Annotated in this window: 18 protein-coding genes; 9 read left to right on the plus strand and 9 right to left on the minus strand. The window is 50.6% G+C overall.

The genetic code is table 11. From position 1 onward, the window contains the following. Window positions 1-99: 99 nt before the first annotated feature. Window positions 100-1,971: a hypothetical protein gene (locus ACO6UY_RS03485; protein ID WP_422449343.1), complete on the minus strand. Its 1,872-nt coding sequence runs from the start codon at window positions 1,969-1,971 to the stop codon at window positions 100-102. 501 nt (window positions 1,972-2,472) lie between these two features. On the opposite strand from ACO6UY_RS03485, the gene ACO6UY_RS03490 reads away from it, so the two are divergent. The 3 genes from ACO6UY_RS03490 (at window position 2,473) to apbC (ending at window position 4,873) form a co-directional block, all read left to right on the plus strand. After that, window positions 2,473-2,901, plus strand: a complete 429-nt coding sequence (locus ACO6UY_RS03490) for a DnaT-like ssDNA-binding domain-containing protein (protein WP_422449341.1) — start codon at window positions 2,473-2,475, stop codon at window positions 2,899-2,901. After that, complete coding sequence (locus ACO6UY_RS03495) at window positions 2,810-3,610, plus strand: replication protein P (protein WP_422449339.1); 801 nt, start codon at window positions 2,810-2,812, stop codon at window positions 3,608-3,610. Before ACO6UY_RS03490 ends, ACO6UY_RS03495 begins: the two co-directional genes overlap by 92 nt. Before the next feature lie 171 nt (window positions 3,611-3,781). Then, window positions 3,782-4,873, plus strand: a complete 1,092-nt coding sequence (apbC, locus tag ACO6UY_RS03500) for an iron-sulfur cluster carrier protein ApbC (RefSeq protein ID WP_422449337.1) — start codon at window positions 3,782-3,784, stop codon at window positions 4,871-4,873. On the opposite strand, the gene ACO6UY_RS03505 is transcribed toward apbC, so the two are convergent. Continuing rightward, window positions 4,870-5,445, minus strand: coding sequence for an NAD(P)H-dependent oxidoreductase (locus ACO6UY_RS03505; RefSeq protein WP_422449335.1), 576 nt, complete (start codon window positions 5,443-5,445; stop codon window positions 4,870-4,872). The genes apbC and ACO6UY_RS03505 overlap by 4 nt on opposite strands. A gap of 120 nt (window positions 5,446-5,565) precedes the next feature. On the opposite strand from ACO6UY_RS03505, the gene ACO6UY_RS03510 reads away from it, so the two are divergent. Both ACO6UY_RS03510 and ACO6UY_RS03515 read left to right on the plus strand, forming a co-directional pair. Further along, a complete protein-coding gene (locus ACO6UY_RS03510; protein ID WP_422449333.1) occupies window positions 5,566-6,249 on the plus strand; it encodes a class I SAM-dependent methyltransferase in 684 nt (227 codons plus the stop codon). 114 nt (window positions 6,250-6,363) lie between these two features. Continuing rightward, window positions 6,364-6,852, plus strand: coding sequence for a CBS domain-containing protein (locus ACO6UY_RS03515; protein WP_422449331.1), 489 nt, complete (start codon window positions 6,364-6,366; stop codon window positions 6,850-6,852). 403 nt (window positions 6,853-7,255) lie between these two features. Here the strand turns inward: ACO6UY_RS03515 and ACO6UY_RS03520 are convergent, their stop codons facing one another. Next, window positions 7,256-7,741, minus strand: a complete 486-nt coding sequence (locus ACO6UY_RS03520) for an OmpA family protein (protein WP_422449329.1) — start codon at window positions 7,739-7,741, stop codon at window positions 7,256-7,258. Window positions 7,742-8,035: 294 nt separating this feature from the next. Further along, a complete protein-coding gene (ald, locus tag ACO6UY_RS03525; RefSeq protein WP_422449327.1) occupies window positions 8,036-9,157 on the minus strand; it encodes an alanine dehydrogenase in 1,122 nt (373 codons plus the stop codon). 661 nt (window positions 9,158-9,818) lie between these two features. Between ald and ACO6UY_RS03530 the strand changes: the two genes are divergently transcribed. Continuing rightward, on the plus strand, window positions 9,819-10,214 hold the full coding sequence (locus tag ACO6UY_RS03530) for a hypothetical protein (protein ID WP_422489069.1): 396 nt from the start codon (window positions 9,819-9,821) through the stop codon (window positions 10,212-10,214). A 166-nt stretch (window positions 10,215-10,380) separates the two neighbouring features. Further along, window positions 10,381-11,151 (plus strand): sporulation protein, encoded by a 771-nt coding sequence (locus ACO6UY_RS03535; protein ID WP_422489071.1) that lies wholly within the window; start codon window positions 10,381-10,383, stop codon window positions 11,149-11,151. Window positions 11,152-11,199: 48 nt separating this feature from the next. On the opposite strand, the gene mglC is transcribed toward ACO6UY_RS03535, so the two are convergent. The 3 genes from mglC to mglB all read right to left on the minus strand — a co-directional run bounded on the left by mglC (window position 11,200) and on the right by mglB (window position 14,935). Continuing rightward, window positions 11,200-12,228: a galactose/methyl galactoside ABC transporter permease MglC gene (mglC, locus tag ACO6UY_RS03540; RefSeq protein WP_101744865.1), complete on the minus strand. Its 1,029-nt coding sequence runs from the start codon at window positions 12,226-12,228 to the stop codon at window positions 11,200-11,202. Between the two features lie 42 nt (window positions 12,229-12,270). Beyond that, a complete protein-coding gene (gene mglA, locus ACO6UY_RS03545; protein ID WP_422459300.1) occupies window positions 12,271-13,794 on the minus strand; it encodes a galactose/methyl galactoside ABC transporter ATP-binding protein MglA in 1,524 nt (507 codons plus the stop codon). Window positions 13,795-13,960: 166 nt separating this feature from the next. Further along, window positions 13,961-14,935, minus strand: a complete 975-nt coding sequence (gene mglB, locus ACO6UY_RS03550) for a galactose/glucose ABC transporter substrate-binding protein MglB (RefSeq protein WP_422489073.1) — start codon at window positions 14,933-14,935, stop codon at window positions 13,961-13,963. 217 nt (window positions 14,936-15,152) lie between these two features. Between mglB and ACO6UY_RS03555 the strand changes: the two genes are divergently transcribed. Together ACO6UY_RS03555 and ACO6UY_RS03560 are read left to right on the plus strand one after the other, a co-directional pair. Further along, the gene (locus tag ACO6UY_RS03555) at window positions 15,153-15,908 is read left to right on the plus strand and encodes a response regulator (protein ID WP_422459304.1); all 756 of its coding nucleotides are present in this window, start codon (window positions 15,153-15,155) and stop codon (window positions 15,906-15,908) included. An 8-nt stretch (window positions 15,909-15,916) separates the two neighbouring features. Then, complete coding sequence (locus ACO6UY_RS03560) at window positions 15,917-17,425, plus strand: ATP-binding protein (RefSeq protein WP_422467432.1); 1,509 nt, start codon at window positions 15,917-15,919, stop codon at window positions 17,423-17,425. Between the two features lie 2 nt (window positions 17,426-17,427). Here ACO6UY_RS03560 and ACO6UY_RS03565 read toward each other — a convergent pair whose 3' ends face one another. Together ACO6UY_RS03565 and ACO6UY_RS03570 are read right to left on the minus strand one after the other, a co-directional pair. Then, entirely contained in the window at window positions 17,428-19,923 is a 2,496-nt protein-coding gene (locus ACO6UY_RS03565) for a heavy metal translocating P-type ATPase (RefSeq protein WP_422449313.1), read from the minus strand. An 81-nt stretch (window positions 19,924-20,004) separates the two neighbouring features. Next, on the minus strand, window positions 20,005-21,159 hold the full coding sequence (locus tag ACO6UY_RS03570; protein ID WP_422489074.1) for a hypothetical protein: 1,155 nt from the start codon (window positions 21,157-21,159) through the stop codon (window positions 20,005-20,007). Window positions 21,160-21,166: the final 7 nt, after the last annotated feature.

Here is a 21,166-nt window from a genome sequence, read left to right on the forward strand (position 1 = left end):
TGACGATCATCATTTACCTCCCTGCTGGTTAACTACTTTTTGGTGCTCCTGAGTATCTGATCAGTCCTTTGACATCAGATTTCAGGAAAATAACAACGTTTAGTAAAAATCCGACTCGGCTTCAGCGTTTTTCAGTTGATCAAACAGTGATGCTGTTTTTTGCTCATAGGATGGAGTAGCAGCAGAATCTTGACGATCTACGTTCCTGGACCCTGGCACATCCACTGACATCGTTCTTTTGCTATCAGGAAGATCTTTTATCACAGAGCTGAGCTCGGCCCGTATGGGGTACTGACTTTTGTACCCCGAGTTTTTAAATTTGCTGATTTCAGCATTCACTCGCTGTTGAATAACGTCCAGGGGCGTGTCTGGTGAAAACGTCTGTTTGTAAACTTCGTAATGTCTCCTTCGGTACTCGTAGGTGATTTTAATACTGCGGGTGCGGGGTCCGTCGGATAATTCCGATGGCGTACCCACGGTTGCTGCTTTTTTTGCTCCGATCACAGACTTTGCCGGACTGGAAATGGATGCGGACCCGGTTCTCGAAGGCTCTGCCTGCGGTTTTTGAGTTTCTGTTTGAACGGAGGTGGAGTGATGTTGTTCCACCGATGGGGCCCATCTAACCGACTTTTTTCTGGCTTTTGGGTTTCTGGCTTTTGGGGCTATGGTATCCTGAGCACTGGTGCTTTGGTTGGTGTCCAGTCTTTCAGGTGTTTTTTTTGCCGGTTTAAGGTGGGGGTTGGCCACAGATACAACACTGATTGTGAGTTTCTTGTAGACAGGCTTTTCTTTTTGCATGGATTCAGAGGTTAGCTGAATATCATCCTCATTTTTAGGGCTCAATTGGGTTTCCGCCAAACTGTCAGTCTCTGTGGCAGAATCACTCAACGATGGAAGCACTGAGGCTTTATCCGGTTGGGTGCCCGTTTTCTCAGGTGTGTCATTGATTGCTGTTGCATCGTCATCTTCTTTATCAGCCCCGCTGATTTCCAACTCACCCACTTTACTTTCAAGGCTGTGCGTTATGGTTTGGGTAATCGGATTCTGATCTGCAGCTGCTGGTCCGGTTGTGATATCCATGGATGGCAGATAACTCGCGGAATCTCTGGTTATGACTTCATCTTCGAGATGACCACTATCGTCACTGCCGCTGGTTTCAGGCCCAGACTGATACTGTTCTTGACTGAAAAACTCATGCGCGGTTACAAACTGCTCCACGGGACTTCCTGGTGATCCCTGGTCTGTCTCTATATCAACTGGATATTCCTGAATTTCATAGACACCTTCTGTAGAAGATGCGGATGAGGAGGTACTGAGTTGGTCATCCTGTGAGAGCTGGTTTTGTAAAGTGCTGTCGGTTGAGCCTGATGGTGCTTCCGCCGTGTCGGCATCAGGCTGTTCAAACGGTGAGGCAGCAGCTGGAGCATCCTGAACGGTCAGTTCCGCCCATGTTTCTGATGATGACAGCCCGGTGATGTCCGGTTCAGTGATGTGCGTTTCGAGGCTCTGTTGGCGTATCGGTTTGATTTCAGTTGCCCTGACCGGTTGGCTGCTGAGGGAGGATTGAGGCTGGTCAGCACGATGCTCCCGTAAACGTGGCAGCGACGCTGTGTGTCCTTCTAATAAAATCCTTAAACGTTCAGCCTGTTCGTCTGCCCTGGCGAGAAGGGCAGAAAACGACTGGCTGGTGCTCTTCTTATTGGTGTTCAGTGTGAAAGCTGACTGATAGTGTTGATCCGGGATTTTCCGCTTTCTGGTCGGAAGCTGTTTGGCATGTCCCTCTGCTGAGGGATGCAGGTGAGAAGAGAGTTGCAGAGTATCAGAATCAGGCGAGAATTTATCAGTCTTCATGCCGTGGTAAAGCGTTTTTGCTTCTTCCCGGGACGACGCAGTGGCCGAATGGGGAAGGTTCTGCTCACGGGGACGGTGGATCGTATGATCGTAACCTGAACCTGGGTATTGTAGGTCCATTCTCACTCTCCTGATTAAAAACCTCCTCTTCAGATCATTGAGACCGTTTGAAAGTTTCCTGAGTTGACTATTTTCTCGCTAAGTAAATATTCGTATTTTTTAATTCTTTTGAAATCAAGGCGCTAATTTTTGCAACTGATGATTATATTAGTGATCTACGGCCGTACAAAGATGGTTTTTTATCATGAATTTTTTAATTATGTTTCGAGGCAATCGTTGATAAAATAATGTCAGCAAGACATGGGCTTACATTCATCAGGAGACCCGTGGGCCTCACAAGCACTCTGGTTCGAGTGCGCTAATTTGTCATGAGCCAGTGCTGATGGTTTTTGTGTCCTTTACTCATTGCCATGTCATGGCTTCGGCAGCAAACTTCCCTGTCCGGGCTGACAATGGTTATTCCTGTGTCGCTTTTTCTGTGTTTATGAAACCGTATGGCAAACAGGGTGATATCATTGATCAAGCTAGACCAGAAACGGCAAGGCAGGTATTGTTGATTACATGACTGACGAGAACAAACACTACATTCGCCGACGCAATGCGGGCGCATTACCCTGGGAAATTGAGCCGGATACCCGCAAGCAGGAAGAGCATCCTGTGTTTGGTCAGGCTCAGCCTGTCATCCGTGAGGGGGCCCGGGTTCAGCCTTTGCCGGAAGATTTTGCTCCATCCCGGGAAATTCTGGAGTTTCTCCAGGCCCATCAGGGCATACCCCTGGAATTTATTGCTACCCAGCTGGTTGATTTCAAGTTGTACTGGCATGAAACGGGTGAGGCGCGAAAAGCCTGGCAGAACAAGTTCAAATCCCACGTCATTTACCAGTGGAAGCGGAATCAAAGTGAAACAGGGCAAAGATCTCATCGATCAACAGCTGAAAAGCTTACAGACCGGAGCTGGGACGACGGCTTCCAGTTCGAAGACTGCGAGTGATCAGCGCTCCATCGCTCAACAAGCGCCTGCGGCCTGTGATCCGGCAGCGTCCGGACCTGGTACGCAACAGGCCCGTTCCGGGGCCGATCATGTTGATGCCATTAATGCGGTTTTCACGCTACTGGAAGATGCTTATCCCCTGAAGTTCAAGCGGGCTTTCCAAACCCATGAAGATATCATCCGAGCCAAGCGGGTCTGGAAAAACTCTCTGCAGGAATTCAGCCCTCGTCGTATTTTGATGGCGGCAAAAAAGGCGCTTGATACCGCTAAATTTTTTCCCGATCTCAGTGATATCCGTGAGCAGTGCAAGCTGCGATACGATGAAGTGGGGCTAAAAGAGCCCCTGCAGGCTTATTATGAGGCCTGTTATGCCCCGCACCAGCACAGAGACTATCCATGGTCGCATATTGCGGTCTATCTTGCCGCCCGTGAAACCGGTTGGATGATGCTGCGCAGTGAAGAACAGCGGATCGCTTTTCCGGTATTTGAGCGAAACTATGAAATACTCTGCAACCGGGTACTGGAAGGTGAAGATCTGGAGGCCAGTATCCTGAAAGGGATTGAAGATAGTCGCAGTAAAGAAGTCACCCGTCTGGCAGAAGAGGCGGCGCAACAGCATCAGCGGGAGACGATGATTTCCCAGGGTATTGATCCGGATAATGGGGCATCAGCCCGGGATCGGTTAAGGACAGTGTTTGACCAGGGCTGATACTGAATCATCCCTGATGCAATGCAGGGAGCCCTGAACTCCGTGCATCGACTGAACAGTATTGGCAGTAAATCCTGCGCGGTGATGTGTACGCAAAGCTGGCCTCTTGAATTTCTCGCCTCAAACCCTCATTAAACCGAATATTATTTTCCCGCCGACTGGAGTGTGGCCATGAATCCAAGCCGAGCCGATATTGAAGCGGCGATCCGCAGCTATCAGGACCCTTACCTGAAAAACAATTTGCTGGATGCTGGCTGTCTTGAATCCCTGAACATTGACCATGGCAACGTCAGCGCCTCACTGGTGCTGGGTTACCCGGCCAAAGGCCTGTGTCATGGGGTGGCCCAGATGCTGGCCAGTAAAATCGAAGATGTTGATGGCGTTGCGTCGGTGGATGTTTCGGTCAACTGGCAAGTGGATCCGGCACCGGTTCAGGGTGAGCTGGAAACCATGGCCGGTGTGAAGAACATCATTGCCGTGGCTTCCGGTAAAGGTGGGGTGGGTAAATCCACCACCGCAGCAAATCTGGCACTGGCACTGGCGGCAGAAGGTGCGCGGGTGGGTATTCTGGATGCCGATATCTATGGCCCGAGTATGGGGCAGATGTTTGGTATTGCCGATGGCACCCGGCCGGATGTGAAGAATGAGAAATTTTTCGTGCCCATTGAGGCCCATGGTATCCAGGTGATGTCCATGGCGTTTCTGGTGACCGAAGATACCCCTGTGGTATGGCGTGGCCCCATGGTCAGTGGTGCCCTGATTCAGTTGCTGACTCAGACGATGTGGCATGACCTGGATTACCTGGTGATTGACCTGCCTCCGGGCACCGGTGACATTCAGTTAACCCTGGCTCAGAAAATTCCGGTTTCCGGCAGTGTGGTGGTGACAACACCTCAGGATCTGGCGCTGATTGATGCCAGAAAAGGTGTGGAGATGTTCCGCAAGGTTGGTGTGCCTGTTCTGGGCGTGGTGGAAAATATGGCGGTTCATATCTGCTCAAACTGTGGCCATACCGAGCATCTGTTTGGTGAAGGTGGGGGAAGCCGTATCGCTGATCAGTTTGAAATCGACCTTTTGGGCTCCCTGCCTCTTTCCATGATGATTCGTGAACAGGCAGACCAGGGCGCGCCTACGGTTGTTTCTGAACCGGAATCACAGATCGCCATGATCTACCGGGATATGGCCAGGCACATGACGGCAAAACTGTGGTTACGTCATCAGCAGGCCCCGGCCGTGCCATCCCTGTCAGTGGTGGATGACTAAAAGTGTTTGATTTTCTGGCGGACTTTGTCCAGAAACTGGCTTAACCGGGGTTTGGCAATCTTATCCATGCGGTACAGGGTCAGCCAGTCAATATCCCTGCATTGGGTGACGGCCTTCAGGCTCAGTTTCATCATTTTGCGGGGTGGGTTACCGATCAGGGCCATCCGCCAGCGGGATGCGCCCTGGGTGGTAATGATCAGAATCTTCTTCAGGTTGGTTAGCTTTGGCTTTACCCCATCCGGACCAAAATCGGCCACGACCGAGGGAAGCCAGACTCGATCCAGCCAGCCCTTCAGGATGGCCGGCGGTCCCATCCACCAGGTGGGATAGATCATGATCAGGGCTTCAGCCCATTGCAGTTGTTGCACATAGTTCTCGACAGTAGCGGTGTTGTCCCTGTCCTTATAGGTTCTTCGCTCGGCGGTGCTCATTCTGGGCTCAAAATTTTCCTGATAGAGATCCAGCGTTTGTACCTCAAATGATTTTGCCCTCAGCTCATCAGACACCACCTGCAAGATGCTGGCGTTGTAACTCTCAGGAACCGGGTGGGCAAAGACAACCAGTGTTTTCATGCAAGCATTCACTCCATGCCTTTATTAGTCTGGCCTGATTGTAACGCTTATTGAATGGGGCGTAACCGCTGTGTGTTCGTCTATGCTTGGTTGATCACCCGATCTAAAAAGACTAACAGCATGGACAATTTCTTCCAGCAGTGGCGTACCTATCGAACCGTTGTTGACCAGGGCTACATGGGGCACAACAGTATTGCTGACCATATCCTCAGGCAGATAGAGCCGCTGCCGCAAGGTTCGGATATTCTTGATCTGGGCTGTGGCGATGCCGAGGTGTTTTTCCAGCTGCTACCGGAGCTGACGGTCAATGCGTATCGGGGCGTTGATAGTTCTGCTGCGGCTCTTGAGGTTTTGACCCGGCGTTTTAACGGCAGGGATGTGGCGTTTCAACTTGACTGTCAGGATATGATGGATTTTTTATCGTCCTGTGATGGTCAGTTTGACATTATTCTCGCCGGGTTTTGTATCCATCACCTGTCGTTTGATGATAAAAAACGGTGCCTGGAGATGGCTTATCGCTGTCTTCGAGAGCATGGGGTGATGTTTATCTACGATGTATTTTTACAGCCCGGCGAATCCCGGCAGCGATACCTTGCAAATTATCTGGCTTATATGCATTCCAACTGGATAGCCATGTCAGTTCAGGAGTTGGAGGCATTGAGTGCTCATATTACGGACTGTGACTTTCCGGAAGAGGTGCAGACGTTTCGGCAATGGTCAGAAGACGTCGGTTTTAAACAGGTCATAAACCTGTGGGAAGGGGAGTGGCATTCCCATAAGCTGCTTCAGCTTAACCGGGGGTGATGGCACAGTGACGGTTACTCTCTGTTCTCCCTGAATATTGATCTGGGTCAAGATAGTGGTTTACCGCAATAGGTCATACTGATCCCGACGGTGTTTCTTCCGGGAGCCAGGGATATGAATAATGACAACCCCTTAGTTAGCATGACGGCTGAACAAATCATGTGTCAGAAGGTGATGACTGTTCCCTCTGACTGGTCAGTGGATCGGTTGGCGCGCTTTTTGACGGATAAGGCCATTTCCGGTGCGCCGGTGGTGAATAATGCCGGACAGTTGATTGGCGTTGTGTCATTTTCCGATATTGTCCGGCATGCAGACAGTGGTCTGGTTGATCTGGCCAGGCGGGATGATGATTTTTACAGCACCATGATCGACGATTCACTGTCACCGGAAGATCAGCGCTCGTTTCATGATCTGGTGGATCAGTCCGTTCTGGTCAATGATATTATGACGCCGATGGTGTTTGAAGTGTCTCCGGATACACCGCTGATCCACGTCGCTGAAGCGATGGTTAAAGGGCGTATTCACCGGGTTATGGTCACCAGGGATCGCTCACTGAAGGGGGTAATCAGTGCGCTGGATCTGTTGAAGGTAATGACGCTTTAGCGTACTAAGCGTTGATACCCACACCGTTCGTGCTGAGCTTGTCGAAGTACGGTGGCACCATCCTTCGACAAGCTCAGGATGAACGGGGTGTACGGGTATTAACGCTTTGCCGCACTGGTGCATGGTTTCAATGAGTTTGACGTGTACAATCTCCGTTCACCCTGAGCGGAGTCGAAGGGTGCTTGGCACAATCTATCAGACTCCGGAGCTTCCGCCCTTCGACAGGCTCAGGACGAACGGAGTGCGGAGGCACGACAAACCGTCAAACGCATTGAAAGCATGTACTAGGTGTTTGCGGAGTATTGCTCCTGCATTTTCAGGATACTGTACATAAAAAAGGTACCGGTTGAACGGTACCTTTTTGAAGATCGCTAACCGTGTAGTCCAATCAAATCAGAAACGATTAACGAAAGATCCTCATTTCAACCCGACGATTCTGCGAACGGTCGCTTCCTTTGCTGTTGAGGGTAGCAGGGCTGTGTTTGCCTTTACCCGACGTTGTAATACGCTCTTCTTCTATACCTTTATGCATCAGGTAGGCTTTTACAGCGAGGGCCCGACTCTCAGAAAGATTCTGGTTTGCCCGGCTTGAACCAATTTTGCAGGTATAGCCCGTGAGTTCGATACGCCTGGAATCACCCATCTGTTCTGCCACCGTATCGAGTAACTTGCGATCTTCCATATCCAGAACCGAAGTTCCAAAATCAAAATATATGGCCTCGGGTGGCTTTTCCGCAAAAGCACAGAAGGGACCAAAGTCACAGTCGAAAACGCTGTTGGTTGATTGGTAATCACTGGCGGCCATTTCACTGCTGGTTTGCTTTAAGCCGCAGGCTGTTGTCAGAAGGGCTGCTGTCAGAAGGGCGGTTATTTTGAGTTGCCTTATCATGGTAATTCTCCATCCATGGTGTTTAATGATGTTTGATTCCCTTTAATGGGAATTTCTACTGAGTATAGTGTTGTGCTTTCCCGTTGCAGGGGCCTGTTGGGAAATCCTTTGGGCAGGTGTCAGTAAGACTGATTTTTGACAGAGTGTGGGGGTTTTCAGGGATGAGCGGCAGGACTCAGGGAGCCACTTGTAAAAGTGCTGCCTCCCGGTCACGCCTCCACACCCCTGATCATTCGACAGATGTGGAGATGTAACCCGGAGTCAGCAACCATCAGACATGAATTTCAGCGCCGGTTAAATCTCAGTCAGCACCAGGGCTGCTGCTTTGTAAGGCAGGTTTTGTGCCTGAGCAACGCTTTCACAGGTAACAACACCCCGGCAAACATTCAGGCCAGCCAACAGGTATGGATTGTCTTCCAGGGCCTTGCGAGTACCTTTGTTGGCAATCTGAAGAACATAAGGCAATGTTGCATTGTTCAGTGCCAGGGTAGAAGTACGGGCGACCGCCCCGGGCATGTTGGCAACGCAGTAATGCACCACTTCATCAACGATAAAGGTCGGTTCGGCATGGGTAGTCGCCACGGAAGTTTCTGCGCAGCCACCCTGATCAATGGCCACATCGACAATAACAGAACCTGATTTCATCCTGCTAACCAGCTCCCGGGTGATGAGCTTTGGCGCTGCTGCTCCGGGCAGCAGAACACTGCCGATGACCAGGTCAGCGGATAGCACATGCTGCTCAATAGACTGGGAAGTGGAGTATACGGTACGCACACGGTTGCCATATTGGGCATCCAGCCAGCGCAGGGCATCCACTGAACGGTCAAGTACCACCACCTCGGCACCCATGCCGACTGCCATCGCGGTGGCATTCTGGCCAACAACCCCGGCACCGATAATGACCACCTTGGCAGGTTCAACGCCGGGAACCCCGCCAAGCAGCATGCCGCGTCCGGCCATGGATTTTTCCAGACATCGTGCACCGGCCTGGATAGACATGCGCCCGGCCACTTCAGACATGGGGGCCAGCAGTGGCAAACGACCCCGGGCATCGGTTACGGTTTCGTAAGCGATACAGGTTGCCCCGGAATTGATCAGTTCTGTGGTCTGTGGCACATCTGGTGCAAGGTGCAGATAGGTGAACAGTGTGTGGTGGGGTTTCAGTCTGGTGCGCTCAACAGCCTGGGGCTCTTTTACTTTCACGATAAGCTCAGCTGCCTGAAAAACCGCTTCTGCCGTGTCCAGGATTGTGGCACCTGAGGCCAGATAGTCCTCATTGAAGAAACCGACGCCATTACCGGCATGGTCTTCAACAAACACCTCGTGTCCGTTGTGAACCAGCTCTTTAACAGCAGCCGGGGTCAGGCCTACGCGGTACTCGTGATTCTTGATTTCCTTGGGAATACCTATCCGCATATTCAACTCCATGATCCTATTAAATTGGGATATAACAATATTTAACATCAATTTTCACAGGATTTTATCTTGAATATGACTTTTTATTGGTTTTTTAATCTAAAAAATATTTTTGAATGAATTTTTTGCTCTGTGTTCAGGAAGACATAACAGATAAAGCCATATAACCGCCGGTAAATTAACTTTTGTTGAATATTGAACATCTCTCTGTGACTGGGCAGTATTGGCATAAAAAAGGCCTCAAAAATGATAAAGAGAGTAAGTCAGTCGGCATATTGCCCGGGAAGGCCAGTCTTGAGTCCGACAGGCTCCCGGGGCTGAAAGTGAGGCTTGCGCTTAAAAGAACCGGGGGATCTATCAATGCGAGATTTCAAAACAGAACTCGCTGACTATCATGAGTGCTGTCCGAACACTGCGTACATCGGTACCTTATTACCTGACATTGGCTGCTGAACTGAACAGACCGAAACCTGTGGAAGAGGCTTTCAGATAACAACCCGTGATGTACAGTATATGGAGAAATACCAACCTTCCTTGGTGATCGCAAAGAACCATACCAGACTACCGCCTACTAAAAAGAAAAGATCGTCGCATACATACTTTTGCTGCGCACCGAAAGTACCGGTTTTTTGCGATCACACAGTATTGAAAAGTGAGCTATATGCCCGGGATGAAACTGGATTATGTCGTGACTTCAGCAGGTAATATGGTGACCATAGCCAAAAGGAGCCTTGATGACAAAGAGCTTATGGAGGCGCTGTCATCCAGAGCGACGTGCTCAGGGTGCAATATTTATTTTTTGCAGGGTACCAAAGTTACGGTTTGCGGCCATCGGGTTTGTAACCAGTGCTGGATCAGTAATGAACAACGCTGTCCCAATCGTCGGTGTGGCGATGACAAGAAACTGGAAAACTACGATATTTCCAGCATGGATGAGATTGGCAGGTTGTTTGTGCACTGTCCGCTGAGTGGCTGTAGAGAAATACTCTCCTATGCAGAAACTGACGCACATATAGCTGCACATGACCTGCCGGAACCTGGTCAGAATAATGAATGACTCGCTGCCCGGCTGAGTCAGTGAAGAGAGTTTGACGGGCAGGAAATGGGGCTTATCATGGGCGACTTTGGCCAATATGAATTGTGTTCTGATCATCAATGATCAGCTGCACAGACTGATTTTACTGTTTTGTTGTTGTATATCTATGTCACTACTGAAAAAAGCAATGGCGTCGTTGTCGATAGGTGCCGCCAAAGTGGATGCCGTGCTCGAGCAGCCAGAGTTGATTCCGGGCAAACGGGGGGATTTCACCATTCGGGTTAACGGGGGTGTCGCTGAACAACAGATTGATAACATCTATCTGAATATCTGCTGCCAATATTTTGCCGAGCTGGAAAAGCGTAAGGGCGGTGATGAAGGAACCGTGACTGAAAAGGTAAAACAGACCTGCTCTTTAAGCCAGTGGTCATTGCCGGAAACCTTTATTATTGCTCCGGGTGAAGAACGAATATTCAATGCCAGTTTTATTTTGCCCTATAACACACCCATTACTCTGGGCGAGGGTAAGGTATGGCTGGAAACCGGGCTGGATATCCAGTTTGCCATAGATCCTTCGGATACTGACTTGCTGGTAGTAAGGCCGGATGCATTGATGGCCGGTCTGTTTGATGGACTCACCAACGCCGGTTTGCAGTTGCGCCAGGCAGAGTGTGAAGCCGCCAGTGGCTTTGCACTGCCGTTTGTTCAGGAGTTTGAATTTATCCCTGTCTCCGGAAAGTTTCTTGGCCGCTGGCGGGAGCTGGAAATTGTTGCCTGGCGCGATGAGCAACAGCTTAAACTCTGGTTTGAAGTCGATCGTCAGCAACGGGGTTTGCAGGGTATGTTATCCGGACTGCTGGGTAGAGGTGAGTTGCATCGACACCTGGAAATATCGGTGGAGACAACGCCGGAAGCACTGGCTGAACAGGTGATCACGTTTCTTGATCAGACAATGTGATCGGCAATATTCTGCTGAGCCAGTGCTTTGACATCGTCGTTTTATCGACTATTTTTTATTGGCGTATTTCATGGAATCCAGAGCTACGGCAAAGATAATAATTCCCCCCTTGATAATAAACTGCCAGTAAGGGTTGATGCCGATATAAGTCATACCGTAGTTAATGATGGTAAAGATCAATACGCCGGTGACCACCCCCATGATACTGCCGACGCCACCGGCAAAAGATACTCCGCCAACCACACAGGCGGCAATGGCATCCAGTTCATACAAAAAGCCCAGGTTATTGGTGGCAGAGCCGATACGGCCAGCTTCCAGAAGACCGGCAAAGGCATAAAACACGCCGGAAAGCGCATACACCTTCAGCAGGGTAAGTGGTACGTTGACACCAGATACTTTGGCCGCCTCCGGGTTACCACCGATGGCAAAGATGTTTTTGCCAAAGACGGTTTTGTTCCACAGTACCCAGCTGAAAATAATGGCAATAACCGCATAGAAGGTGATGTAGGAAAGCCGGAAGTCACCCAGTCGGATAAAGCCCTGAGTAAATTCGGAGAACTGAGTGGCAAAACCGGCCACTGGCGAAGCGCCCACATAGTCATAGTAGAGGGAGTTCACGCCATAGACGATAATCATCGTACCCATGGTAGCGATGAACGGCGTCACTTTCAGGTAGGCGACCACCAGCCCGTTCACCAGACCAATCAATGCACCAATGGCACAGACAATCATGATAACGGCAGGGATCGGCAGTGGTCCCAGCTCCGGGAAGACTTTGTTGACATTTTCCAAAGCTTGCAACAGGGTTGCCGAGATGACCGCTGCCAGACCAACCTGCCGACCTGCAGAAAGGTCGGTTCCCTGGGTAACGATCAGACTGGCAACCCCCAGGGCGATAATAATTCTGACCGACGACTGTGTCAGTATATTGCTGAGGTTTCTTAAACTTACAAACGACGGTTCTTGTATAATTATCACCGCCAGAAGAATCAGCAGCACCGCATAGATACCACCTTCTTTTACCAGGCGCAGAACACTCAGTTGTTTTCCCGCCGTCAGACTGCTGGCAACACTCATGGCAGTCTCTCCCCTTGTTCGTTTCAGTAAATAAAAAATGCGTTATAGATAGCGTGCAGCCAGTTCAAGAATTTCGTGCTGCGTGGTTTCCCGGGTATTGACAATGCCGGCAACCCGACCATTACTCATTACCATGATGCGGTCGGTGACACCCAGCAACTCAGGCATTTCTGATGAAATCATAATGATGCCTTTATCCTTTTTGGCCAGGTCCAGAATCAGCTGATAGATTTCAAACTTGGCACCCACATCAATCCCCCGGGTCGGTTCATCCAGCATCAGGATTTCCGGTTGGGTCAGAAGCCAGCGGCCAATGACCACTTTCTGTTGGTTACCGCCGGAGAGTGAGCCGATGTGCGTTTTATGACCGGGTGTTTTTACCTTCATTGCATCAATGACCCACTGAGTATCCGCCCCCATGGTCTGATTACTTAATAAGCCAAAACGTTGTTTGTACTTTTCAATATTGGCAATCAGAGCGTTAAAGGTGATATCGAGTGTGGCGTAGATACCCGTCGCACGTCGCTCTTCGGTGACCAGAGAGAAGCCATTCTGGATGGCCTGGTATGCATCCTTATTGTCCAGTGTCTTTCCATGCAGCTTGATAACGCCCGCGCTTTTATCGCGAATACCAAAAATGGTTTCCACGACATCGCTACGACGGGCACCCACCAGACCGGCGATACCGAGAATTTCCCCTTTACGGAGTTCAAAGCTGACATCCTGTATGGAGGGCTGGTTTTTGGCGGTCAAATGCTCAACCTGAAGGATCACTTCTTTCGGCTGGTGATCCCGCTGAGGGAATCGCTGGGTCAGTTCCCGCCCCACCATCAGGCTGATGATCTGGTCCATATCCAGACCTGCCAGTGGCCGGGTAGTCACCCATTGACCATCCCGAAGTATGGTAATGTCGTCGCAGATAGAAAAAATTTCTTCCATCTTATGAGAGATGTAGACAATACCGCAGCCACGCTCTTTTAATTTATTAATGATGGTAAACAGGTGGCGGACTTCTTTTTCTGAAAGGGACGAAGTCGGTTCATCCATAATGACAATTTTGGCGTTGTAGGAAAATGCCTTGGCAATTTCCACCATCTGTCGTTTGGAAACAGACAGATCCGCCACCTTATCTTTTGGATCAACATCAATATCCAGCTCGTCAAAGATCTTTTTGGTTTCGTCGTACATGGTTTTGTGATCAATAAAACCATGTTTCTTTGGGTAACGACCCAACCAGACATTGTCCATCACGCTGGATTGCAATACCTGGTTCAGCTCCTGATGCACCATGGAAACACCGTGAGTGAGTGCTTCCTTTGATGAGGTAAATTCAGTGGCCTTGCCTTGAAAATAAATACTGCCTTCGTCTTTTTCATAAATACCGAAAAGACATTTTAAGAGTGTTGATTTACCGGCACCATTTTCCCCCATCAGGGCATGGACGGAGTGAGGACGCACTTTTAGATTAACCCGGTCCAGGGCTTTTACTCCGGGAAATGATTTGCTGATGTCGGTCATTTCCAGAAGCCATTCACTATCGTTAATCAAATGGTTGCTGGTATCCATAGCATTCTGACTTTTCAGAGATAAAGAGCACCCGGCAAGGGCACCGGAAATGCCCGGGAGGCTGCTCTTTTGAATGAGAAACGGAGTTGAAAGATTTGGCCTGGTTTCCTCTCGTTCCCATGCTCCTGCGTGGGAACGAGAGGTTAGTCAGACCTAAACCTGCCTGTCACAAGTCGTCTTTATCGACACCCACGTAAGGTACGCGAACGATTTTATTTTCGATATTCCAGTTGGTGCCTTCACCTGCGGCTTTGCCATTGGCCAGGTTATTGGCTAACTGAAAAGCAGCTTTGGCCTGGTTATTGGCGTCGTTCAGTACGGTTCCCTGCATCTGCCCGCCTTTAATCAGTGCCAGTGCTTCTGTCAGGGCATCAACGCCAAACACGGGAATGGCGGATTTACCGGCAGCTTTCAGGGACTCGATAGCGCCCATGGCCATGGCATCATTGTTGGCGATAACCACTTCAATTTTGTCGGCATTCGGGCCAGAGATCCAGGCATCAACCTTGTCTTTTGCCATGGCGGTATCCCACATGGCGGTATCCATATGGAGTTCTGCCGTCGGGTAGCCCCGGTCATTCAGGGTAGAGATGACATAGGACGTTCTTGCTTCTGCGTCCGGGTGGCCGGGCTCACCTTTCAGTAATACATACTGGATCTTGCCATCACCGTTCAGATCCCAGGCTGAGTTTCTGGCCCAGTGCTCAGCAATCAGTTCTCCCTGGATAATGCCCGATTCCTTGGAGTCAGTGCCAACGTAGTAAGCATGCTTATAACTGGCCAGGGCTTCAGCGGAGGGCTCTTTGTTGTAGAAGACAATGGGAACATCATCGTACTTGGCTTTTTGAATGATGACCGGAGCGGCAGCAGGGTCCACCAGATTAATCGCCAGAGCATCCACCCCTCTGGCCAGCATAATGTCAACCTGGTCATTCTGCTTGGACTGATCGTTCTGCGAGTCGTTCATCAGCAGTCGAACACCGTCAACCTTGTCGGCTTCTGCTTCGATAGCCCGGCGAACGCTTGCCATAAAGTTATCGTCGTATTTGTAAACGGTAACGCCAAGGGTCGTGCTGGCCTGAGCGGCACTGCCAATGGTTATCGCTGCCATCATGGCAGCCAGCGCTGTGACTTTTTTCATGGTTGTCCTTCGGTGAATTTCTGTGTGCTTTGATGGTATCAAACAGTGCTTACTGTTAGGGTAAGGCAGCTCAACGAAATGTAACAAAGTCTTAAAAAAGTGATCATAAAAAGATAAGTCGATCGACGTTCATATTGTCAGGGATCAATAGTTTTGCTCAGCGCTGATTGGGATAATCCTGACTGACGACGTGGTCATTATATGGTTAGGGGGAACGATGAGGGCATCGCACCGGATTTTTGTGGTGGATGATGATGATGGCATTCGGCAGTTACTGGCTGAATACCTGACAAAGCATGGTTTTGCTGTAGAAACATCACCGGATGGTGAGTCTTTTCTGGAACGGTTCCAATCACTGTCCGTGGAAGAAACCCGGAATGCGCTGGTGGTGCTGGATATCATGATGCCGGGTATTGATGGCTTTGATGTCTGTCGGCAGTTGAGAACCTTTACCAAAGTCCCTGTGATCATGCTCACTGCCGTATCCGATGAAATGGACCGTATTGTTGGTCTGGAAATCGGGGCAGACGATTACCTTGCCAAACCCTTTAACCCGAGGGAGCTACTGGCCCGAATTAAAGCCATTTTCCGGCGCAGTGAGCAGACCGCTGAGGTGCTGCCGCCTTCACGGTTTTGCTGTTTTCATGGCCTTCGCCTGGATATGGTTACCCGGTCATTGTCTGATACGGAAGGGGAACCCCTGCCGCTCTCTGGTGCTGATTACAATCTGTTGATGCTCTTTGTGAACAATGCCGGCAGGGTGTTGAGTCGTGAGTATATTGCTGGCGAAACCCGCAAACGCGGTTCAGATCCACTGGACCGTTTTATTGATGTCCATATCAGCCGTCTCCGCCAGTGTCTGGGTGATGATGCCAGGTCACCGGCGATCATCAAAACCGTGCGAGGTGCCGGATACCTGATGGCCACCGAGGTTCGATTTTCTCATGATGCCACTGTGCCTGTTCTTTCGTGAGCGTAAGGATGAGCGGCGTCATAAAAGAGTATTGGCAAATCCTCAAACACCAGTTTCATGAGTGCTCACCAAGGACGCTGGCCGGCCGTTTCCTGATGGTGATGTTTGCCCTGGTGTTCACCTCTCAGCTTCTGGTGAATCATCTCTGGGAGCGGGAAACCGAGAGTGACCGGCAGGAAGCGCTTGCCAGAGTATCAACCAGTGTGGCGCTGCGTATGTCGGCTACCACTGAATATTTTGTGACATTGCCTGCCTCACTCCGTAAGGCCGCTATCAACAAACTGCGTTACATGGGAGGAGCCCGTTACTTCATCACCCTGAATCCGGAGTTTATTAAACTGGTGCCTTATGAGAACTCATTGGCCCATCAAACGGTGGTGAATGTCTTTAAGGCAGTACTTAAAAACGCCAATCATATCAGTGGTCGGGTCGAGGTGGCTTTTTCCCGACCGGAAACGCTGAAGGTGTTTGATAATCAAACGCTGCTGCAGGATCTGCCCGATAACTGGGGCCGGGAAACGTTATTGGTTGAGCCTCTGGATCTTCCGGTTCTGGTAATACAGGTTCAACTTGAAAACAGTGAGTGGCTATACCTGGCAACCCTGATGCCAGACTCATCCATTCTCTCGGCTGATGACTCCTCCCCGGCACCTTTGCAAACTTCCTATTTGATCTGGATGCTGGTGCTGCTGGTATTTGCGACCATGGCTATCTATTTTATGGTTCGTCCTTTTGCGGCGTTATCCAAAGCAGCAAACGATTTTGGGCGGGATCTGGAGCCTGTGGCCATTCCTGAACGGGGTTGTCTGGAGTATGAAAGAACGGCCCGGGCTTTTAACCAGATGCAGCAGAATATCCGCCATTATATGAATGACCGGAAACAGTTGTTCTCGGGGATTTCCCATGACCTGAAAACGCCGATTACCCGACTGCGCCTGCGAGCCGAAATGCTGGATGATGACGCCCAGCGGGAGCCGTTTATCCATGACCTGGAACACCTGGAAATCATGGTCAAGTCGGCCCTGCAGGTGGTCAGCAATACCGATATCCATGAAAACCCCCGGGTGGTTGATCTGGAAAGAATGCTGAATGACATGACACTGGCAGCCCAATCAGTCGGGCAGAGAGCCTGGCTGCATACACCGTTCCTGAATCATCCTGAAGGTGACGGGCGTTATAACATCACCGGCAAACCGCTGGCGCTTAAACGGTGTCTGGAGAACCTGATTGGCAATGCGATTGTTTATGGGGCACCGGCCAATGTTTATATTGAGCGGGTAGCCGATCAGGTCATCATTACTGTCCGTGATCATGGGCCCGGTATTCCAGAGGGGATGGAAGAAACGATTTTTAAACCTTATTTCCGGCTGGACTACGGCTGTCAGAAGAACCCGGATGGTAACGGTCTTGGGCTGATCACCGCTCGCCACCTGGCGCGGATTCATGGTGGCAGCCTCAGACTTCGTAACCATCCGGAGGGTGGGCTGGAGGTTACCCTGACACTGCCAGTCGCATGATTTTATGACAATTGATGTTTATTCGTTGATGGTTTGAACCACCTTAACCGATTGGCATTGGACACCACGGTTACCGACGACAGTGCCATGGCACCACCGGCGATAACCGGATTGAGCAGCATACCGGTAAACGGGAACAGGATGCCCGCGGCAATGGGTATGCCTAATGAGTTGTAGATAAAGGCACCAAACAGGTTCTGTTTGATATTTCTCAGTGTTGCTCTTGAGAGTTCAATAGCATCTGCGACACCGTGAAGAGACGCGCCCATCAGGGTCACATCCGCCGATTCAATGGCAACATCGGTCCCGGTGCCAATGGCAAAGCCAACATCGGACTGGGCCAGGGCCGGGGCATCGTTGATGCCATCACCCGCCATACCCACTTTATGACCGCGCCCGGATAGAAGACGCTGTATTTCTTTCACATGCCCGGCTTTATCTTCAGGCAGAACTTCGGCATGGAACTCATCGATGCCCGCCTGTCTGGCGATGGCCTGTGCTGTTAACCGGTTATCTCCGGTGAGCATAACCACGGTAATACCCAGTTTATGAAGCCGTTTGATGGCTGCCTGTGAGTCGGCCCGGATTGGGTCTGAAACGGAGATGATCCCGGCCAGACAGTCATTAATCGCCATAAACATCGGGGTTTGCCCCTGTTCTGCCAGTTGTTCCGCTTTATCGACCAGGCTTTCGATGTTGCAGCCATTGTCGGTCATCAATTTTTTATTACCCAGCAACACTACCTGACCATCGACGTTGCCAGAGACGCCATGACCGGGAATGGCCTGAAAACTTTCAACGGCTTTCAGTGCTATCTGCCTTGACTGGGCGGATGCCACAATTGCTTCAGCAAGAGGGTGTTCAGAGCCCTGTTCCAGGCTGGCTGCCAGGGTTAACAGTTCGACTTCGGTGTATGGCTCCAGGCTGACAATCTCAGTTACGGTGGGGCGACCTTCGGTGATGGTGCCCGTTTTATCCAGAACCAGTGTCGTCAGTTTACTGGCCTGCTGCAACGCGTCACCTTTACGAATCAAAATGCCCAGCTCCGCAGCTTTACCCACTCCCACCATAACTGACATGGGCGTGGCAAGGCCCAGTGCGCAGGGGCAGGCAATGATCAGCACCGTGGTGGTGACCACCAGCGTATGGGCAACCCTGGGCTCAGGTCCTGCAAAAAACCAGACAGCTGCCGCCAGCAGTGCAATCAGGATAACGGCAGGAACAAAGATGCTGGAAATTTTATCGGCCAGTCGGGCGATCGGCATCTTGGCACTCTGGGCTTTTTTTACCAGGGCGATAATCTGGGCGAGTGCTGTTTCACTGCCCACTTTTTCAGCAGTAAACAACAGTGAGCCATTTTTATTCAGGGTGCCGGCGCTAATGGCATCACCCGCCTGCTTTTCTACAGGGACAGGCTCACCGGTCAGCATGGATTCATCCACAAAGCTCATGCCATCCACAATGCTGCCATCCACCGGAATCTTCTCTCCGGGGCGTACCCGCAGTGTGTCGCCTTTACGCACTTGCTGCACAGGGATATCCAGCTCTTTGCCAGCACGAATCACCCGCGCTGTCCTGGCCTGAAGCCCAAGCAGTCGTTTTACCGCTTCACTGGTTTTGCCCCTGGCTCTGAGTTCCAGCGCCTGGCCCAGGTTGATCAGGCCGATAATCATGGCGGAAGCTTCAAAATAGACATGCCGGGCACTGTCGGGCAGCCAATCCGGGAACAGTACAACAATCATGGAAAACAGCCAGGCGGCACCGGTGCCCAGTGCCACCAGAGTGTCCATATTGGCATTGCGATGTTTCAGGGACTGGCATAGCCCTGTGAAGAAGTGCCCACCGGAGAAATACAGAATCAGTCCGGTAACAACGCCAACCACACCCCAGGCAATCTGCTCCTGAGGGCTGTTGACGCCCATCTCGCCGGTGACCATGCCCCAGATCATCAGTGGTATCCCGAGGCCCAGGGCGATGGCGGTATGTTTCAGCAGATAGCGATAACGTCGCCTGTCTTCTGCTTCCTGCTGAACCTGTTGTTGCTCGAATGAACCCTCTGCAAAGTTAAGAACCGTGCCGGGGAACCCCGCCTGTTCCAGCGCAGAAAGCACGCTATGGATCTCTATATGAAGATCCGTACCGTCGGTACTTTCCAGCAGAACGGTTTTATCCGCCAGATTAACGGTTCCCTGAACCCCATCGATGCCCTGCAGTGATTTTTCAATTTTGCCAACGCAGGAGGCACAGTTCATGGCTGCGATGGCAACCATTGCCGAGGTTTGAACTCCCGAAGCAAGCTCAGCGACAAAGCCAACACTTTCTACTGCGCTCACTAACGATTCTGAAGAGGCGGTTCCGGCAACCCGTGCAGTGCGGTCGGCAAGATTAACACTGGCGGCAGTAACGCCGGTCACCGCAAGCAGGGCCTTTTCTACCTTGCCAACACAGCCGGCACAGCGCAGACCACTCAATCGCAGTTCGGTTTCTATGACGGTCATGGGTTATGCTCCTGTTGCCATTCTGTCACTGACTGATGCAGCATAACCCTTCCCCTTACAGGAAGGTAAAGGCTTAGCTGGTCAAACCGTTGAAATTTTATATTCTACTAATTTTTTGGACAGTGAGCCCTGTTGTTGAAAAATGGCTAAAATTTCATCCAGTTTTTCTTCAGAAGACGCTTCCAGTGCAGTGCGCAGCTGGCTCGGAGTCATAGGCTGAGTGCCACGGCATCTCTGATACAGTGCCTTACCAACGCCAAAAACCATCCCCGCCGCCTTGACCAGACTGAAGGCTTCCATAAACTGGGCTGTCATGGTTGTCCCGACCGAAAATTCATTGACAGTGGCATCTCTGTCAGCCCATCTTGCTAATCCATCCAGTGGATCAGGCGACACACCCGGATGCACAGTGCCGTTAAAGCGAGTTTCGTTAGGCATCACTCTGAATGTATCAGCCCTTTCCCGGGTGAGGCCCATTTGGTAGATAAAGGCATTGTAAAGCGCAAAACTGCCAACGGTTAAGCTGCATGCCAGGCCCAGGAGTGCTTTAGCCAGGGCGACTTTGCCAACTCTGGAGTCTGGTACAGAGCCAAGCGTGGTCAGAATTTTATCGATCTTATCAGAGATACGTTTTTCTGAATCGGTTAGTTGTGTTTGTTGGCCCGCTTTTTTCTTACAAAAAACAGACGTTAAACGTGCAGTTTCAAATATTACCTTTTTAATTGACACTAAAAATGTCGCCGTCATATAAGTTTCAATAATCGTATTAACCAGTGCGTGAGGCGACATTATGAAAATTTTTGCTGCCTGGGCCCCGTAAGAAAAGGCCCATGATTCTGGCGGAATGAGTTCCGGGGGATCATTGGTCCATTGTTCAACACCCAGTGGTAAGGCATAGGCCGAAACTGGAGACGCAATGGCAGCGGTTTGAACAAGGTCAGCGGCCAAAATATTCTCAGCAGCAAGATGACAACGCTCTGCCTTGCCTATTATTTCCCCGGCTTTGTAGAGAAGATTGAGCGCTTCACAGCCAATGGCCAGCATGGTAATACCTTCTGAGGCAGTACCCAAAATGGCAATAGTCAGTCCAAATTCTTTATGGGCAGCAATGCCAACCCTTGCCATGTCGCTGGCCGTGGCCAGGAATAATGCGGGGAAATAACATTTATTGAAGGTTTCCTGTGCCCGGGAAAGTTTTGCTGAATACTCTTCCCAGCTGTCAGGAGCGGCTGACACAGCATCT

It is taken from the genome of Endozoicomonas sp. ALE010, assembly GCF_049310165.1.
In the GTDB taxonomy this organism is placed as follows: domain Bacteria; phylum Pseudomonadota; class Gammaproteobacteria; order Pseudomonadales; family Endozoicomonadaceae; genus Endozoicomonas.

Bases quoted from the DNA above. Each gene is read 5' to 3' on its own strand.
- apbC (WP_422449337.1), top strand. From the start codon at position 3,782: ATGAATCCAAGCCGAGCCGATATTGAAGCGGCGATCCGCAGCTATCAG.
- ACO6UY_RS03555 (WP_422459304.1), top strand. From the start codon at position 15,153: ATGAGGGCATCGCACCGGATTTTTGTGGTGGATGATGATGATGGCATT.
- ACO6UY_RS03565 (WP_422449313.1), bottom strand. From the start codon at position 19,923: ATGACCGTCATAGAAACCGAACTGCGATTGAGTGGTCTGCGCTGTGCC.
- ACO6UY_RS03505 (WP_422449335.1), bottom strand. From the start codon at position 5,445: ATGAAAACACTGGTTGTCTTTGCCCACCCGGTTCCTGAGAGTTACAAC.
- mglA (WP_422459300.1), bottom strand. From the start codon at position 13,794: ATGGATACCAGCAACCATTTGATTAACGATAGTGAATGGCTTCTGGAA.
- ACO6UY_RS03520 (WP_422449329.1), bottom strand. From the start codon at position 7,741: ATGATAAGGCAACTCAAAATAACCGCCCTTCTGACAGCAGCCCTTCTG.
- ACO6UY_RS03490 (WP_422449341.1), top strand. From the start codon at position 2,473: ATGACTGACGAGAACAAACACTACATTCGCCGACGCAATGCGGGCGCA.
- mglC (WP_101744865.1), bottom strand. From the start codon at position 12,228: ATGAGTGTTGCCAGCAGTCTGACGGCGGGAAAACAACTGAGTGTTCTG.
- mglB (WP_422489073.1), bottom strand. From the start codon at position 14,935: ATGAAAAAAGTCACAGCGCTGGCTGCCATGATGGCAGCGATAACCATT.
- ACO6UY_RS03510 (WP_422449333.1), top strand. From the start codon at position 5,566: ATGGACAATTTCTTCCAGCAGTGGCGTACCTATCGAACCGTTGTTGAC.
- ald (WP_422449327.1), bottom strand. From the start codon at position 9,157: ATGCGGATAGGTATTCCCAAGGAAATCAAGAATCACGAGTACCGCGTA.
- ACO6UY_RS03560 (WP_422467432.1), top strand. From the start codon at position 15,917: ATGAGCGGCGTCATAAAAGAGTATTGGCAAATCCTCAAACACCAGTTT.
- ACO6UY_RS03515 (WP_422449331.1), top strand. From the start codon at position 6,364: ATGAATAATGACAACCCCTTAGTTAGCATGACGGCTGAACAAATCATG.
- ACO6UY_RS03530 (WP_422489069.1), top strand. From the start codon at position 9,819: ATGCCCGGGATGAAACTGGATTATGTCGTGACTTCAGCAGGTAATATG.
- ACO6UY_RS03535 (WP_422489071.1), top strand. From the start codon at position 10,381: ATGGCGTCGTTGTCGATAGGTGCCGCCAAAGTGGATGCCGTGCTCGAG.
- ACO6UY_RS03485 (WP_422449343.1), bottom strand. From the start codon at position 1,971: ATGGACCTACAATACCCAGGTTCAGGTTACGATCATACGATCCACCGT.